At 35.4% G+C, this 14,049-nt stretch carries 15 protein-coding genes; 8 read left to right on the top strand and 7 right to left on the bottom strand.

Annotation, left to right across the window (positions count from 1 at the left end; translation table 11 throughout):
• Window positions 1-378: 378 nt before the first annotated feature.
• Entirely contained in the window at window positions 379-666 is a 288-nt protein-coding gene (locus AC5YGI_RS17525; protein WP_047433564.1) for a GNAT family N-acetyltransferase, read from the top strand.
• On the opposite strand, the gene AC5YGI_RS17520 is transcribed toward AC5YGI_RS17525, so the two are convergent.
• A complete protein-coding gene (locus AC5YGI_RS17520) occupies window positions 667-1,764 on the bottom strand; it encodes an MBL fold metallo-hydrolase (RefSeq protein ID WP_330746856.1) in 1,098 nt (365 codons plus the stop codon). It lies immediately after the preceding gene.
• Between the two features lie 171 nt (window positions 1,765-1,935).
• Between AC5YGI_RS17520 and AC5YGI_RS17515 the strand changes: the two genes are divergently transcribed.
• On the top strand, window positions 1,936-3,474 hold the full coding sequence (locus AC5YGI_RS17515; RefSeq protein ID WP_496169065.1) for a S41 family peptidase: 1,539 nt from the start codon (window positions 1,936-1,938) through the stop codon (window positions 3,472-3,474).
• A 307-nt stretch (window positions 3,475-3,781) separates the two neighbouring features.
• Here AC5YGI_RS17515 and AC5YGI_RS17510 read toward each other — a convergent pair whose 3' ends face one another.
• The 4 genes from AC5YGI_RS17510 to AC5YGI_RS17495 all read right to left on the bottom strand — a co-directional run bounded on the left by AC5YGI_RS17510 (window position 3,782) and on the right by AC5YGI_RS17495 (window position 7,327).
• Window positions 3,782-4,141, bottom strand: coding sequence for a DUF7716 domain-containing protein (locus tag AC5YGI_RS17510; RefSeq protein WP_330746858.1), 360 nt, complete (start codon window positions 4,139-4,141; stop codon window positions 3,782-3,784).
• Window positions 4,142-4,204: 63 nt separating this feature from the next.
• Window positions 4,205-5,020, bottom strand: coding sequence for a hypothetical protein (locus AC5YGI_RS17505; protein WP_330746859.1), 816 nt, complete (start codon window positions 5,018-5,020; stop codon window positions 4,205-4,207).
• An 11-nt stretch (window positions 5,021-5,031) separates the two neighbouring features.
• Window positions 5,032-5,541, bottom strand: coding sequence for an RNA polymerase sigma factor (locus AC5YGI_RS17500; RefSeq protein WP_330746860.1), 510 nt, complete (start codon window positions 5,539-5,541; stop codon window positions 5,032-5,034).
• Between the two features lie 154 nt (window positions 5,542-5,695).
• Window positions 5,696-7,327 (bottom strand): NADP-dependent glyceraldehyde-3-phosphate dehydrogenase, encoded by a 1,632-nt coding sequence (locus AC5YGI_RS17495; RefSeq protein WP_330746861.1) that lies wholly within the window; start codon window positions 7,325-7,327, stop codon window positions 5,696-5,698.
• Between the two features lie 286 nt (window positions 7,328-7,613).
• Between AC5YGI_RS17495 and tpx the strand changes: the two genes are divergently transcribed.
• Together tpx and AC5YGI_RS17485 are read left to right on the top strand one after the other, a co-directional pair.
• On the top strand, window positions 7,614-8,183 hold the full coding sequence (tpx, locus tag AC5YGI_RS17490; RefSeq protein ID WP_185097557.1) for a thiol peroxidase: 570 nt from the start codon (window positions 7,614-7,616) through the stop codon (window positions 8,181-8,183).
• 624 nt (window positions 8,184-8,807) lie between these two features.
• On the top strand, window positions 8,808-9,185 hold the full coding sequence (locus tag AC5YGI_RS17485; RefSeq protein ID WP_496169064.1) for a helix-turn-helix domain-containing protein: 378 nt from the start codon (window positions 8,808-8,810) through the stop codon (window positions 9,183-9,185).
• 528 nt (window positions 9,186-9,713) lie between these two features.
• On the opposite strand, the gene AC5YGI_RS17480 is transcribed toward AC5YGI_RS17485, so the two are convergent.
• Window positions 9,714-10,421, bottom strand: coding sequence for a DUF6261 family protein (locus tag AC5YGI_RS17480; RefSeq protein ID WP_330746864.1), 708 nt, complete (start codon window positions 10,419-10,421; stop codon window positions 9,714-9,716).
• Between the two features lie 438 nt (window positions 10,422-10,859).
• Between AC5YGI_RS17480 and AC5YGI_RS17475 the strand changes: the two genes are divergently transcribed.
• From AC5YGI_RS17475 to AC5YGI_RS17460, 4 genes are all read left to right on the top strand, one after another.
• Complete coding sequence (locus tag AC5YGI_RS17475) at window positions 10,860-11,156, top strand: hypothetical protein (RefSeq protein WP_330746865.1); 297 nt, start codon at window positions 10,860-10,862, stop codon at window positions 11,154-11,156.
• Between the two features lie 2 nt (window positions 11,157-11,158).
• Window positions 11,159-11,554 (top strand): hypothetical protein, encoded by a 396-nt coding sequence (locus AC5YGI_RS17470; protein ID WP_330746866.1) that lies wholly within the window; start codon window positions 11,159-11,161, stop codon window positions 11,552-11,554.
• A gap of 62 nt (window positions 11,555-11,616) precedes the next feature.
• Entirely contained in the window at window positions 11,617-11,862 is a 246-nt protein-coding gene (locus AC5YGI_RS17465; RefSeq protein WP_330746867.1) for a hypothetical protein, read from the top strand.
• 7 nt (window positions 11,863-11,869) lie between these two features.
• Window positions 11,870-12,337 (top strand): hypothetical protein, encoded by a 468-nt coding sequence (locus AC5YGI_RS17460; protein WP_330746868.1) that lies wholly within the window; start codon window positions 11,870-11,872, stop codon window positions 12,335-12,337.
• Between the two features lie 808 nt (window positions 12,338-13,145).
• On the opposite strand, the gene AC5YGI_RS17455 is transcribed toward AC5YGI_RS17460, so the two are convergent.
• Window positions 13,146-13,907 (bottom strand): MBL fold metallo-hydrolase, encoded by a 762-nt coding sequence (locus AC5YGI_RS17455; protein WP_330746869.1) that lies wholly within the window; start codon window positions 13,905-13,907, stop codon window positions 13,146-13,148.
• Window positions 13,908-14,049: the final 142 nt, after the last annotated feature.

Here is a 14,049-nt window from a genome sequence, read left to right as displayed (position 1 = left end):
TTTCTGTATTTTTTATTAAATTCTTAACATCAATTATTCTAAAGTTATGATTAGATCCCAAGAATTATTAAACAACAACCCTATTATACATTAATAATCAACACATTGCAGATTTATAAAAACACCTATATTTAAGTTTCGGCTAAAGCCGTAGGAGAAATTATATATTGTATGGCGGGCTAAAGCCCACCTCTATTGATCCTGACATACGGATATTTAATGGTAATATCTTTTATCTTTTTCCAGTTATGTTATAAAATTCGTTAAGATTATTAAAAACTATTATCTGATATCATTTAATTTCGTAATTTTAATGGAGATAATGTTTTTAAAAGAATTTCTCAAAATTATTTTTAATCAACCAAATCTTAGATTGTTATGGAAAATATAAAGTTTCAGGTATCTCAATATCAGGATGAATTGCAGCTACTTATCGATGGGAAAAAGGCAGGTTATATGTCCATAGAGGTTGATGGAAGACTGTTAATTGTATTTTATACGAAACTTGACGAAGAGCGTGAGGGAAAAGGATATGCAAAACTATTGCTGGACGAGCTGGTACGCTATGCGGAAGAAAAAGATTTGCTTGTAGACCCGGAATGCGATTTTGTAAGACAACAGTTTGAAAATCACCCCGCAAGATATAAAGAAATCTGGCATGCCTGATCAGCTTTCCCACCAGGCTGTAAATTTCTGGTCTGACTGATTCAGATGTACAACCTCACCGATCATCGGGGTGAGGATATTCAGCTGTTTTTCTTTTCCAAGGGCGGTTATCTTTTGTAAAGGTTCATTCCACGGATGAAGTGCCAGTGCAAATTTGGCTGCATGAACCGGGATAATACGCTGTGCTTTAAGATCAATAGCAGCCTGAATAACATCTTCAGGTAGTGTATGAATATACCGCCATGCCTCTCCATATTGTCCGTTTTCAAGAACAGCATAATCGAAAGGTCCATATTGCTCGCCTATTGCTTTAAAATGGGAATCATAGCCACTGTCTCCTCCCAGGAAAATTTTCTTAGTAGGTGTTATCAGTACGTAAGAACTCCAAAGCGTATCATTCTGTCTCACTCTTCTTCCTGAAAAATGTCTGGCAGGAGTGAAAACAATTTTTACATCATTTTTCAGGGCAACTTCTGTTCCCCATTCTTCTTCAATAAGCTTGTGTTCAGCATATCCCCATCTTTCCAGGTGCGCTCCTACTCCCAATGGTATAATGGCCATTTCTGTTCTTTCTTCGATCGATTTTACCGTTGGGTAATCCAGGTGGTCAAAATGATCATGTGTGATGACCAGATAATCTATGCCGGGAATGTCTTCAGGCTTAAAAATATCTGAACCTTTGAAAGCTTTATTAAAATATTTGAAAGGTGAGCCGTAAAGACTCAGGACAGGATCTATCAAAAAGGAAACGCCATCTGTCTGCAGGTAATAAGATGAATGTCCCAGCCAGATTAAGGTATCCTGATTTTTATCAAAATTTTTCAAATCGGTATGAAGAGATGGAATGGCTTTTAAGGGTTTCAACAGAGGATCTTTTTTTCCTAAAAAGAAATCATAAGTCACTTTTGACATTTTGTAGCCTTCTGTAAGGGAAGGTGTATGGCTGATATTCTGGAATTGTTTCTTTTTATAAAGTTTCGACTGCCTGATGCGCTTCAGCCTTTTTCCTTTTGGTACACCACCAAACGCCTTCATATTGATCACGATAAAAAAAGTTACCGTCAAAACAACTATACACGTAATAATCCAGTAAATCATCTGTACGAAATAAATATCAAATGTATTGACTTTTGTCTTTAAATGAAAGTTTATTCCATTTTACTCCATTTTTTAACTAAATTTATCATGTATTTTTAAAAATTTATTATTCATTTAAGTCGGGATTAATTTTAAACTTTCTATTTTAGCACCCTAAAAAACTCAGATACATTGAAAAATTATTCGGTAATATTTCTTCTCGCTATTTTTTCGTCTTGTGCCTCTGTAAAAAAACACAACGAACAGCGGGCTTCATGTATTCCACCGGAGCAACTTAAAGAGGATGTGGACTTTGCGTATTCAAAATTACAGCAAATGCACCCTCAATTATACTGGTATATTCCCAGGAAGGAACTGGAGCGTAAATTTGACAGCCTCAAGCAAACGATCACCGAACCACTTACCCCACTTCAGTTTTATTTCAAACTTCAGCCCGTTATCGCCGGAATTCGTGAAGGCCATCTTTCATTGAGAATTCCCAGAAAGAAATTTACGAAAGAAGAAATTAAAAGGCTGGAACATCAAAAAGGAATGTTCAGCCGTTTTGAATATTATATATCGGGAGACCGAATGTATATCATCCAAAACAAAGATTCTATTGAGCACATAAAGCCGGGAACTGAAATTTTATCCATCAATAATGTACCTGTATCTGATTATATCAAAAAGTACAGAAGCCTGATCAGCAGTGATGGGGATAATACCACTTTCCACCCGTATTTTTTAAAAGATCTGTTCTTTAATTTTTATACTGCTGAAAATGGTTTTGACAGCAAAGCTACTCTTGAAACCCTATACCAGGGAGAAAAAAAGACGTACACCTTAACCAGAGAAACAAAATCTGACTCTGATCTTGAAAAGGATAAGGAAATGAAGAAAAAGACCCCGGAAAAGAAACTGAACGATTATGTAGCTTCAAGTGATTCTTATAACAGAAGCTTCAAGTTTCTGGATAAAGACAGTACTATTGCTTATATTAAGGTAAAAAGCTTCTCAAGGGATTACTCAGATAAGTTTTATAAAAAAGCCTTTGCCAGCATCAACCATTCAAAATCTTCCTACCTCATCATCGATGTCCGAAACAACTACGGCGGTTCATTATATGAAATCAATAACCTGTATTCGTATTTAGCTGATGCACCGTTTACTCTGATTAAACCCTCTCAGCTAACTTCAAGAAATGCGCCTTTACGCACCAATTATTTCAGAAAAAGTACTCCTTTAGAGTATGCTCTTAAAAGTATTGCCTATCCGAGTTATTTTCTTGCACAGACTTTCAGCACCTATAAAAAAGATGGAAAAGTATTCTACAAGATGAAGGCAGACAAGCCTACAAAGCCTAAAAAGGAGGCTTTCCATGGAAAAGTTTTTGTACTGATTAACGGAGGGAGCTTCTCGGCATCTTCTATTATCACCGCCAAACTTAAGAATGATAAAAGAGCAACGCTTGTGGGAGAGGAAACCGGTGGAGCCAATGACGGAACTGTGGCCGGATTTTATTCCTACCAGAAGCTTCCCAATTCTGAAATCAGATTTCCGATAGGACTGCTCCTGGTGCAGCCTAATATTAATTTTTCAGAATCACGGAAAGGGGTTGTTCCGGATGTGACTATTATTGAAAATATGCAAGATATTATTGATCAAAAAGATCCTCAGCTGGATTGGATAAAGAACGAAATTGCCAAAGAAAAAGAAAACAAAAGTAAGTAATGAATATTGATCCGGCGGGCTTTCAGCCCGCCGGAATCTTTTCTGTATTTTCAATTCTCACAGAAGACTTTGCATATGCTGACTGGTAATTTTTTGAAAATTATTTTGTAAAAAAACCTGGCAGAAAATACAGCCAGGCCTCATTGTATTTTGAAGCTTTTTACGATTTCCCCTGAATAGTATGAGTCGGAATAATTTTTTTCCGAACTGATCAGTTAGTAGGAAAAATTAAAAATGTTACGTAAAAAAAACAATAACCTGAAATTTTTAACATTAGGTCATTGTTTTTATGTATCTAATTCTTTTATTATTTAAAATCAAAGAAGTCATCTTTTTCCAGATAATGGTTCAGGGCAGTGATAAGCTGAGAAGAGCTAATATCAGCACGCTGTCTGAAAGCAAGATCCACCACATCCTGAATATTTTCATCCGAACACATATAATGGAGCTTGTTATGAAAAACAAAATCAGGTAAGATTTCATTATCATCCCCACCAATATCCAAAGGATCTCCGATAAAAATTTTCATTCCGGGCTTAAATTCGTCTGCTGAAGAATAAACTGCATAATTATATTCAGGGTCGAAGGCTGCTTTCCTGTCCTGCTTGTTCTTTACAAGCTCCAGAAATTCTTCTATAGAATACATCTGATTTTTAAAATCATCCATGTAATATTTTTTTTACAACTCAATGTTCTAAAGATAGAAATTTTACAGAAGATACAATCATTTCTAATTCAGTTTATTTAAAGCTCGCTGTAATGAACCGATATCCAGGAAATCAAATTTTGCTCCCACTATGATAACGATCAGAAGAATAATTGTCAGCAATAAAATGATTAAAAAATACATGGACACAAACCATATCACGGTATTCAGAATATTTCCTTTAATCCCCATTTTATTCATAAAAAATCTCTGTGAACGTTCAAACCATGTCATTTTCTTTTCAGGTTTTGGGCTTACTTCAATTCCGTTAAGCTCATCCACCAGACGCACCACGTCATCAATATATCTTCCGTACATATAATAGATCCAGTATTTGATGATAAAGGCGATTAACAGAAGGGTAATGAGAAGACTGATACCGAAAATAGCCAGGTTATATTCCCTATCAAAATGAAAATTAATTTTGATCAGAGACAACAGAAACCCAAGAGGAATATAAGCAATATAATAGGAAATATAAATTTCTTTCGATATGAGGAGCTGCGTTCTCAGATTAAACAAATCATAATTGGTATTGATGCTGTTTTTTCCAAGCAGCTTATACAATTTCAGGAAGCGGGAATAAAAATAAATAATAACAGCAACTGTCAGAATCGTGACAAATATTGAAATGGTTTTAATATTAGAATCGGCAGAAGCCAATGGAACACCTGTTAAGAGCAAAGGCAGTGTTATAATCATCAGCCAGAATTCAGTTTGCATATTCACTTTCAGCATCTCCAACGGGGAATGTATTTCCTTCTGTTTTTCCAGAGAAATTTCAGGGGATCCGTGTCCTGTATCTTTATTCCAAAGTTCTTTAAAGTTTTCTAACTCCATAGTGTCATTTTTTAATGGGAATCTGCACCTTGTCCGGCAATAATCTCTTTCAGCTTTTCTTTCGCCCTCTTCAGCTTTACGCGTGTATTCACTTCAGTAATTCCCAGTTGTACAGCAATCTCTTTTCCCGAAAAACCCTCTAAAAAGAAAAATATAAGGGCTTTATCAATGGGGCTTAGTTGATGGATGGCTTCATACATCCTCTTCATATTCATATCATCCGTATCATTATAAGGTTCCTGCCTGGCACTCAGCCCATCCACATTCTGATTTTGTATAAAACTACGTTTTTTTTCACTTCGCAAAAAAACAATGGCTGTGTTGAGCGCAGTTCTGTACAGCCATGTGGAGAAATCACTTCTCTTTTGAAAATCAGCGTATGATTTCCAGGCCTGGTAAATGATCTCCTGGTAGAGGTCATTCTGGTCGTCCTTATTATCCATATACATTTTAGAGATCTTGAAAATAACACCTTTGTGCTTTTCAATTTTCTCTAAAAATTCTTTTTCGGGTGAAGACATGATTTACACACTGATCATTAGATGACATCTCTAAAAAACACCATCCTATTATAACACAAAACTTTAATTTCCGGTATTAAGTTAAAAAAATCCTCAACAAATCAAGGCATTTATTGAGGATTTTATTTTATGTTAAATATAATGCTGGTCAGAATCAGAAAATATAATCTGTGCTTAAAAAGTTAGAATCATGTTCCCTTACAATCGTATTCAGCAGCTCTTTGTTGGAATCTGTCAGCTTTGCCGCCACCAGAGACCGGATGGAGAATGAACGGAGCGCATCAAATACAGAAAGTGTTCCTTCCGCACTGTCTTTTCTTCCGGTAAATGGAAAAACATCGGGACCTCTCTGTGCCTGGCAGTTGATGTTGACACGGCTTACAAGATTCACAAACGGATCAATCAGTCTTGCTACTTCATGAGGATCTTCACTGAAAATACTTATCTGCATTCCGTGGGAGGCATTCACCTGATATTCTATAGGCTCTTCTATATCTTCGAAGGGAACAACAGGAATCACAGGGCCAAACTGTTCCTCATGATACAGCTTCATATCACTGTTTACAGGATATACTACAGCCGGAAAAACAAAAGATTCATCTGTATATCCTCCATCTTTATTCAGTACTGCAGCTCCTTTCTGTAAAGCATCATCAATACATTCTTTCAGATAAGCAGGTTTGTTGACCTCCGGAAGCGGTGTTACTTTAACGTCTTTTTCCCATGGCAGCCCGGCCTTTAAGGCAGAGACAGCGGCACTTAATTTCTCTGTAAACTCCAATGCCACTTCTTTCTGAACGAATATCAACTTCAATGCTGTACAACGCTGCCCATTAAAAGAAAGCGTTCCTAAAATACACTCACTCACCGCAACATCAAGATTCGCATTTTTGGTAACGATGGCTGCATTTTTAGCATCCAGACTCAGAATAGCTCTTAAACGGTTCACTTTCGGGTGTAGTTTTTTTAATCCGTTAGCCACTTTACTGGATCCGATAAAAGCCAGAACGTTTACTTTCCCGCTTTCCATAATCGGAGTGATGATTTCTGATCCTTTTCCATATAATGTATTCACCGTTCCTTTCGGGAATGCTTCCTTGAATGCGTTTAATAAAGGATAATGAGCAAGGACACCATGTTTCGGCAGTTTAAAAAGGATGGTATTTCCCATGATCAGAGCCGGAATCAATGTGGTAAAAATTTCATTCAGAGGATAATTGAATGGCCCCATACTTAACACTACACCAAGCGGTGCCCTTCTGATCTGTGCAATCGTTCCCTCAGCCTGTTGAAAGCGTGAAGATTCCCTATCAAGATCTTTTAATGCATCAATGGTCTGATTGATATAATCTACCGTACGGTCAAATTCTTTGGTAGAATCGGCCAGTGTCTTTCCGATTTCCCACATCAGCAGTTTGATAACCAGATCTCTCTGCTGGATCATCAGGTACACGAATTTCTGCATACATTTGATTCTTCCTTCCACAGACATGGTAGGCCATTCACCAAGACCATTATCATAGGCTTTTACACAAGCTTCAAGGACTTCCATGGCTTCATTCGGGCCAATATTCGGGATGCTTCCCAGAAGCTTCCTTTCCAATCCGTTTTCTGTAGGAATGCATACCGGGGAATAGATTTCGGTAACTTCGCCGTTCCATTCCACCAGTTCTCCATTTAAAAGATAGGTTCTCTGATGGATCACCGGAACTTTATATTCTTCCGGAATTTCGTTTTCTCCTTTAAAAATGTTGTGACGAAATGATGCTGTATTTTCTGAACTCATAAATCTTTATATTTTTTTATGTGATAAGATTGAGATTGTCTCAAAATTTAAATTATTTGACTTTTGTCACTCTGACGAAGGAAGAATCTCTATTGATTTTTATATGAGATTCTTCATTACATTTTATTTCATTCAGAATGACACCTTTGAAACTACTACGTTTTATAATATAAAGGTAAAAGTAAATTATGTTGAAAAAAATAATCTGACAATAGATTCGATCTATTTGAATTAAAATTAATCTCAGCTCCTGAAAAAAGAATAATTTAGCTTAAAAATAAATTTCATGTTTTCAAAATTAGTTTGCAGCACACTGTTATTCTTCTCTGCAGTGGGGTTTGCTCAAAAATCTAAAGCGATCAATACTGTTTTAATGGGAGGAAAAGAAGTTCACACTTATGCCAAATTGCCGGCACTGAACAAACCGGCTCCTAAATTTACCCTTACCGATGTGAATATGAATGACCAGACACTGGATTCCTTCAAAGGAAGATATGTTATTCTGAATATCTTCCCGAGCGTAGACACTGGTGTTTGTTCTGCTTCTGTACATCATTTTAATGAAGAGGCTGGAAACCTTCCCAATACGGTAGTCCTTTGTATTTCCAAAGACCTGCCGTTTGCCCAGAAAAGATTCTGTGGTGCGGAAGGAATTAAAAATGTAGTTATGCTTTCCGATTTCCGTTCAGATTTTGGCTGGAATTATGGGGTGGAACTGGTAGATTCTCCAATGAAAGGTCTTCTGAGCAGAGCGGTTGTGGTGATAGATCCTTCAGGTAATATTATCTATGAAGAACAAGTGCCGGATATTTCTCAGGAACCCAACTATGAAGCGGCTATTGCGGCTGTGAAATAATAAATTACATTAAACCATTAAGAAAAATTAAATAGCTAAGAATATTAAGGTGAAGATTGATATTCTTAATGGTTCAAAAAAACTCAGCAAATTGCTGAGTTTTTTTACCGTAGTTGAAAACGCAAAGATCAAATTAAAGAAATACAATACTCAAGCGGGCAAAGAAGAATCAATCAAGATTGATTTTATGAAGCTGCCGTTTTACATCCCGCTTCATCAGTGGCGCAGCCACATCCCTTTGCTTCCTTATTCTAAGGAGAATAATAATTAAAAGCTTTGCGTCAAAAACATATTTTGTTGGTAAACGCAGAGGCGCAAAATAATATTCAAAAAGACTGTTTTAAGGCGCCAGGATTTTATCTACGATAAAATTTCAACGGCATCTTTGTCATTCCGAGCAAAGCAAGGAATCTATACCTTAATGATCTCTCGCAGATTAAGCAGATAAATATGAAAAAGATCTGTGAGATTTGTGGGAAAATAATCACGTATTACCTGCTGAAAATCTCATATTGAGCGAAGTCGAAATGTTCTGCACCTTAAAATAAGACATCAAGCATAAAAAACTTTGCGTCTTCGCGATTCTCCAACAAAAATTTTGCATATTTGTAGAAAATACGGGTCATGCAAAAAGAAAAACTACGCAATGCAAGAAAAGTAAAAGGCATCACGCAACAACAGATTGCAGATATCATCGCCACAGATGTCTCTAACTACAGCAGAAAAGAAAGTGGAGATGTAAGGATTTTCAATGATGAATGGGAAAAAATTGCCCGTTTTCTGGAAGTTCCCGTAGAGGAAATCTTTGAAGAAGAGGAAGCAAAGCAGATCAATCATTTTGATAATATTACTGGAAGTAGTGGTTTTGGAAATAACATAAATGGTAATCTTTATTGTAACGTTCCAGAGTTCCTTCTCGAAAGCCAAAGAGATTATATAGAAATCTTGAAAAAAGAAAACCAGATATTACAAGAGGAGCTAAATGCCCTTAAGAAAAAATAAAAAACTCAGCAAATTGCTGAGTTTTTTTACCGTAATTGAAAACGCAAAGATCAAATTAAAGAAATACGGTATTCAAGCGGGCAAAGAAAAATCAATCAAGATTGATTTTATGAAGCTGCCATTTTACATCCCGCTTCATCAGTGGCGCAGCCACATCCCTTTGCTTCCTTATTTTAAGGAGAATAATAATTAAAAGCTTTGAGTCAAAAAAACATATTTTGTTGGTAAACGCAGAGGCGCAAAATGATATTCAAAAAGACTGTTTTAAGGCGCCAGGATTTTATCTACGATAAAATTTCAACGGCATCTTTGTCATTCCGAGCAAAGCAAGGAATCTATACCTTAATGATCTCTCGCAGATTAAGCAGATAAATATCAAAAAGATCTGTGAGATTTGTGGGAAAATAATCACGTATTACCTGCTGAAAATCTCATATTGAGCGAAGTCGAAATGTTCCTCCGCCTAAAAAAATACTTATGCTTACACAACTTGCATGTTCGCGGTTCTCCAACAAAATAATAATCCACCTATTTCTGTGGAGTTTCACCACTCTCTTTCTTCTCTGATGTAGAGTTCTTTGCTGCCTTCACCAACTCGTTAGTATCACTGTACAGCAATTCCCAGCCTGATACCTCTTTCATTACCGTAAGCAGATTAAGATAAGATTTCACTGTTTTCTCCAGATCTTTACGGATAGCACTAGCACTCGTCATTTGACGAAGATCGGCATTAGCTCCCGCCTGCTCTGCAAACACTATTTCAAAAGCATCCTGCTTAGCTTTCATCTCTGCAAAGGCTGCATCCAGAGAAAGAAGTGTGATCTTCTGTTTGTTTTCTGTCGTTTCTAATGCTTCTATAAGCTTCTTCATCTGAGCGGTTTGTGAAGAATAACTCAGCCTGTCCAGGTTCAGCCCAAAAGTTTTGAATACTCCGTAGAGATCCTCTGCCAGCTGATAGTTGGCCGCAGAAGGCAGCTTACGATACCCGTTCAGGAAAGATTTCAGATTGGCATACGCGGTATCTCTTTTGTAATCGGCTGTGGCTACGTCCTTCCCTTTTCCGCTGTAGACTTGCTTTGTATAGACCTTATCGTATTCCGTATAGGAAGATGCCAAAGAGCCTACAAGAGGATGATTGTTAATAACAGGGTATTTTCCGGATTGGGCATTGGAAATAATTCTTTGAGCTAAAGTCGCAAGATCTTTAGTGCTCAGCTGTGTGAGGGCAATTTTCATTTTTTTGTGTTTTTGGTTTTAAAAAATTAATAATCAAATATAGAAAAAAGTTGTTTTGTTACAAACATACCTGCAACAAACCTCCCAAGGTCTTGGGAGGTTTCCCCCAACTTGCAGGAGACTTCACAAGTTCTTGGGAAGTTTCAAACATACTTGTTTGTAATAAGCGGAGGGCTTGGGAGAGCTGTTTTACTATTGTTTTGGAGTTCTGAAGGGTTGGGATGGTTGTAAATGGGATGTTTTAGCACTGGAAAGTTTTGGGAGTTACGGAAACCCGTAAGATTTTGAAAATGATGTAGTTTATATTTGATAAAATTTCCGTAGAAATACGGAGATTATTGTTGAACTACTTTTATATTTTTGATAATCAAAATAATACATAAGCCTTAATAAGCTAACATATTAATTAATGGAATATTCACAATAAAACCCAATATTATGGCAAAAAAAATTACTCCTAAAAAAACCACATCAACTAAAGTTGCAGGTCAAGCCTCTAATGTATTAAAAAGTAAATCCACTGGTAAGGATTCAAAAACATCAGCGGGAAGTGCTCTTTCACAAACAAAGGATTCAAAGAAAGTAACTTCAAAAAGAGCCGCAACAATTGCATCAAAGGTTTTAAAAGATGGAAGAACATCTTCTAGTTCAAAAAGTGCAGCTGGAAGTACCTTAAGTCAAGCTGAAGGTAAGGGAAAAATAAATATTAAAGGAACAGGACCTAGAGATAAATAATTATGAAGCTTTCAGAATATCAACAAGATTATTATACTTTTACTGGTAAATTGAGTGATATTACAAGACAATTGAGCTTAGCAGGCATCGCCATAATTTGGATATTTAAAACAAATTTTAAAGATAAAATTATACTTGATGAATCATTACTTTATTCTGCTATACTTATTCTATCCAGTCTAACTTCAGATCTATTTCAGTATACATATCAATCTATTATTTGGTCAAGGTTTTACCATAAAGAAAAGAAAAAAGGTAAAAATGATGATGATATTGTTTCATCTCCAGAAAATTTAAACTACTTCTCATGGTTTCTTTTTGGATTAAAAGTAATCCTACTAATTATTGCCTATATCAAAATTTTAATATTTTTAAACGAAAAAATTACCACCCACTAAAATAATTATACTTTAGCCTTTTCCAATCTTATTCTAATTACTTTACACTAAAAATACTTACAATGAATTTACATGATTTCGATTATGCACTAAAAATTAAAACACAATTAGATAAATTAAAGCTTGACAATGAAAAAATAAAACTCTTACAAGAAGCTGTAAATCATTTCAGAAACAAAGGTTATAATGATTTAGCCATTAAAAAACTTTTTGAAACTGAGTTAATCAAAGAACAGGATAACTCTCATATGGTTAATAATAATAGCAGATATTTAGCTTTATTAAATGAAGTCTTAAATAAAAAATAACAACAAAATGGATTGGAATATTATTCCAGGAATTATTTCAGCAGTTGGGAGCTTGGCTACAGTAATTGTAGCGTATTATCAACTTTCAAATCTTAATAAAAGTCTTACAGCAAATAATTTAATGACAATTTTTGAAATTGAATTTGAACTTAATAGGAGAAAAGAAAGACTTTCTGAAATTAGAAATGAAAATGAGAAATTTATACATTCTCTCGAAGAACAACCCTCTTCAAAAGAAAAAGAAATTTTGAAGGTACTTGACAGTCATAGAAAAGAAGCTTTCGAAAATTATTTGAATGTATTTGATAGATTATGCTATTTTGTGATTAAGAAAAAACTAGATGAAGATGATTTTAAACTTGAATATAGAGATATGCTTTTCAAAACTATTGAAGATGATCAAGAAGGAACTTTTCAAACAGGAACTAAATGTAGAAATATGAAAAGATTATACAATAAATGGAAAGAGGAATAAATTCTTTTTATTGGATATTATATAATAATTTACTATGAGCTCAGCTTATTAGCAGATTTGTATTTTAACCAAACAGAAAATAATCTGAAAACATTTTGGATTTCAAACCATTATATTCTCATTTTTCACAAAAAACTTTAACCTTAAAATTGAGTTATCAGACAGACAGGCTGCTGAGATTTATGAGTTTGTGGGAATTCTGCGCTGTTTGAGAAAATATGATATACCCATCAAATGTTTTGGGATTTCAAACATTCAAAAAACACAGGAAAGCTCCCTACTATAAGTATTATCTTTGAGGAAGATGGTATTTATATTTGTCAATATAGTTCTTCTTATGCGTGGACAAATCTTGGAGATCTGAAAAACTATCTGGAGAAAGGGAAAATATAATACAAACTCATCGATTATCAGGAAGCTATGGAAAACTTTTCATAGCTTTTTTGTTGAGAAATTTTAAAGGTTTTGATGTTTAATCGTTGTCGAGATTCCTGCGGAATGACAAACTGTGTGGATAATCTAAGCGCTCATTTTGTCGTTCCGAAGGAAACTAAACTCTTATTATTAAATAAATAAAATACAATAAGGTTATCAATAGCATCGGCCTTTGTCCAATATAAAAAGAAAAATACAAAAGGCTTTAGCCAAAACTTAATTTTAAATTTCGGCTAAAGCCAATCTTATTACGCACAAAAGAAAACAGGCTTCCTTCGTCTATGCTCAGAATAATAACCTGCTCCTATTAATGTTGAGATTCTTCATTCCATTGCATTTCACTCAGAATGACAGTTTTCCTTACAAATATCAGTTAAGATTCTACCAGCATTGCTCCATCCTTCAAAACCACATGCTCCTGTCCTATTTCCTCAGAAATATTTTTCAAATCCTGCTCGTCAAAAACCTGAGGAATATAGCATTTCTCATGAGCAAACAATCCGTAATGTATAGGCACCAGCTTTTTAGCATGCAGAAGATGAGCTGCAGCAAAGGCTTCTTTCAGATTGAGGGACGCGGGAACTGGGCTGTATTCTAATCCAATGATCTCAAAGTTGACTACTACTCCGTTTACGGGTAAGAAAGCGTAATCTATATTGGGGTTTTCTTTTCCAAGCTTCCAGAACTGGTTGTGCCAGATGGTATCTCCTCCGTGAAAGATTTTAGTGTCACCATCATCTACAATCCAGGAAGACTGTATTTCTCCCACACCATCCATGGCAAATACTGGTTTGAAGGTGATGTTGTTTTCTGTGAAGGTTTCATTAAGATTCAGGACGATCATTTCAACATCAGGTACAAGTTTTCTTACAATAGGTTCCAGTCCCGCATAGATGATCAGTTTTCCGTCTTTCTTTAAGCATTTCCGGATCACTCCTTTATCAAAATGATCGAGATGTAGATGGGTAAACAGGATATAATCTGCCTGTACATGGTCTGAAAATTCTATGAGATTCTCTACAGCATCTCCCAAAACAGGTTTGTAATAAGAGAAATCTTCTACAGCATCTATTAAGATGGTTTTGTTATGTGAAGTGAGTTTTACACCTGCCCAGTTTAATTTTTGTATTTCCATATTCTTTTTTCAGCAAAGGAAGAAACTTACGGAAGGCCAGTCAATAAACAAAAGATAATTAATGAATAGGTATGTAGAAAGATAAACGCGATGTATGCAAAGAATATATTAATGATGGTTATTTTTTCGATCGCAAGGGCAT

It is taken from the genome of Chryseobacterium sp. CS3K3.1, from assembly GCF_059515165.1.
Note: the sequence above shows the minus strand (reverse complement) of the source record. Positions and strands in the feature narration are given on the sequence as shown.

Bases quoted from the DNA above. Each gene is read 5' to 3' on its own strand.
- AC5YGI_RS17525 (WP_047433564.1), top strand. From the start codon at position 379: ATGGAAAATATAAAGTTTCAGGTATCTCAATATCAGGATGAATTGCAG.
- AC5YGI_RS17520 (WP_330746856.1), bottom strand. From the start codon at position 1,764: ATGATTTACTGGATTATTACGTGTATAGTTGTTTTGACGGTAACTTTT.
- AC5YGI_RS17510 (WP_330746858.1), bottom strand. From the start codon at position 4,141: ATGGATGATTTTAAAAATCAGATGTATTCTATAGAAGAATTTCTGGAG.
- AC5YGI_RS17505 (WP_330746859.1), bottom strand. From the start codon at position 5,020: ATGGAGTTAGAAAACTTTAAAGAACTTTGGAATAAAGATACAGGACAC.
- AC5YGI_RS17500 (WP_330746860.1), bottom strand. From the start codon at position 5,541: ATGTCTTCACCCGAAAAAGAATTTTTAGAGAAAATTGAAAAGCACAAA.
- AC5YGI_RS17495 (WP_330746861.1), bottom strand. From the start codon at position 7,327: ATGAGTTCAGAAAATACAGCATCATTTCGTCACAACATTTTTAAAGGA.
- tpx (WP_185097557.1), top strand. From the start codon at position 7,614: ATGTTTTCAAAATTAGTTTGCAGCACACTGTTATTCTTCTCTGCAGTG.
- AC5YGI_RS17485 (WP_496169064.1), top strand. From the start codon at position 8,808: ATGCAAAAAGAAAAACTACGCAATGCAAGAAAAGTAAAAGGCATCACG.
- AC5YGI_RS17480 (WP_330746864.1), bottom strand. From the start codon at position 10,421: ATGAAAATTGCCCTCACACAGCTGAGCACTAAAGATCTTGCGACTTTA.
- AC5YGI_RS17475 (WP_330746865.1), top strand. From the start codon at position 10,860: ATGGCAAAAAAAATTACTCCTAAAAAAACCACATCAACTAAAGTTGCA.
- AC5YGI_RS17470 (WP_330746866.1), top strand. From the start codon at position 11,159: ATGAAGCTTTCAGAATATCAACAAGATTATTATACTTTTACTGGTAAA.
- AC5YGI_RS17465 (WP_330746867.1), top strand. From the start codon at position 11,617: ATGAATTTACATGATTTCGATTATGCACTAAAAATTAAAACACAATTA.
- AC5YGI_RS17460 (WP_330746868.1), top strand. From the start codon at position 11,870: ATGGATTGGAATATTATTCCAGGAATTATTTCAGCAGTTGGGAGCTTG.
- AC5YGI_RS17455 (WP_330746869.1), bottom strand. From the start codon at position 13,907: ATGGAAATACAAAAATTAAACTGGGCAGGTGTAAAACTCACTTCACAT.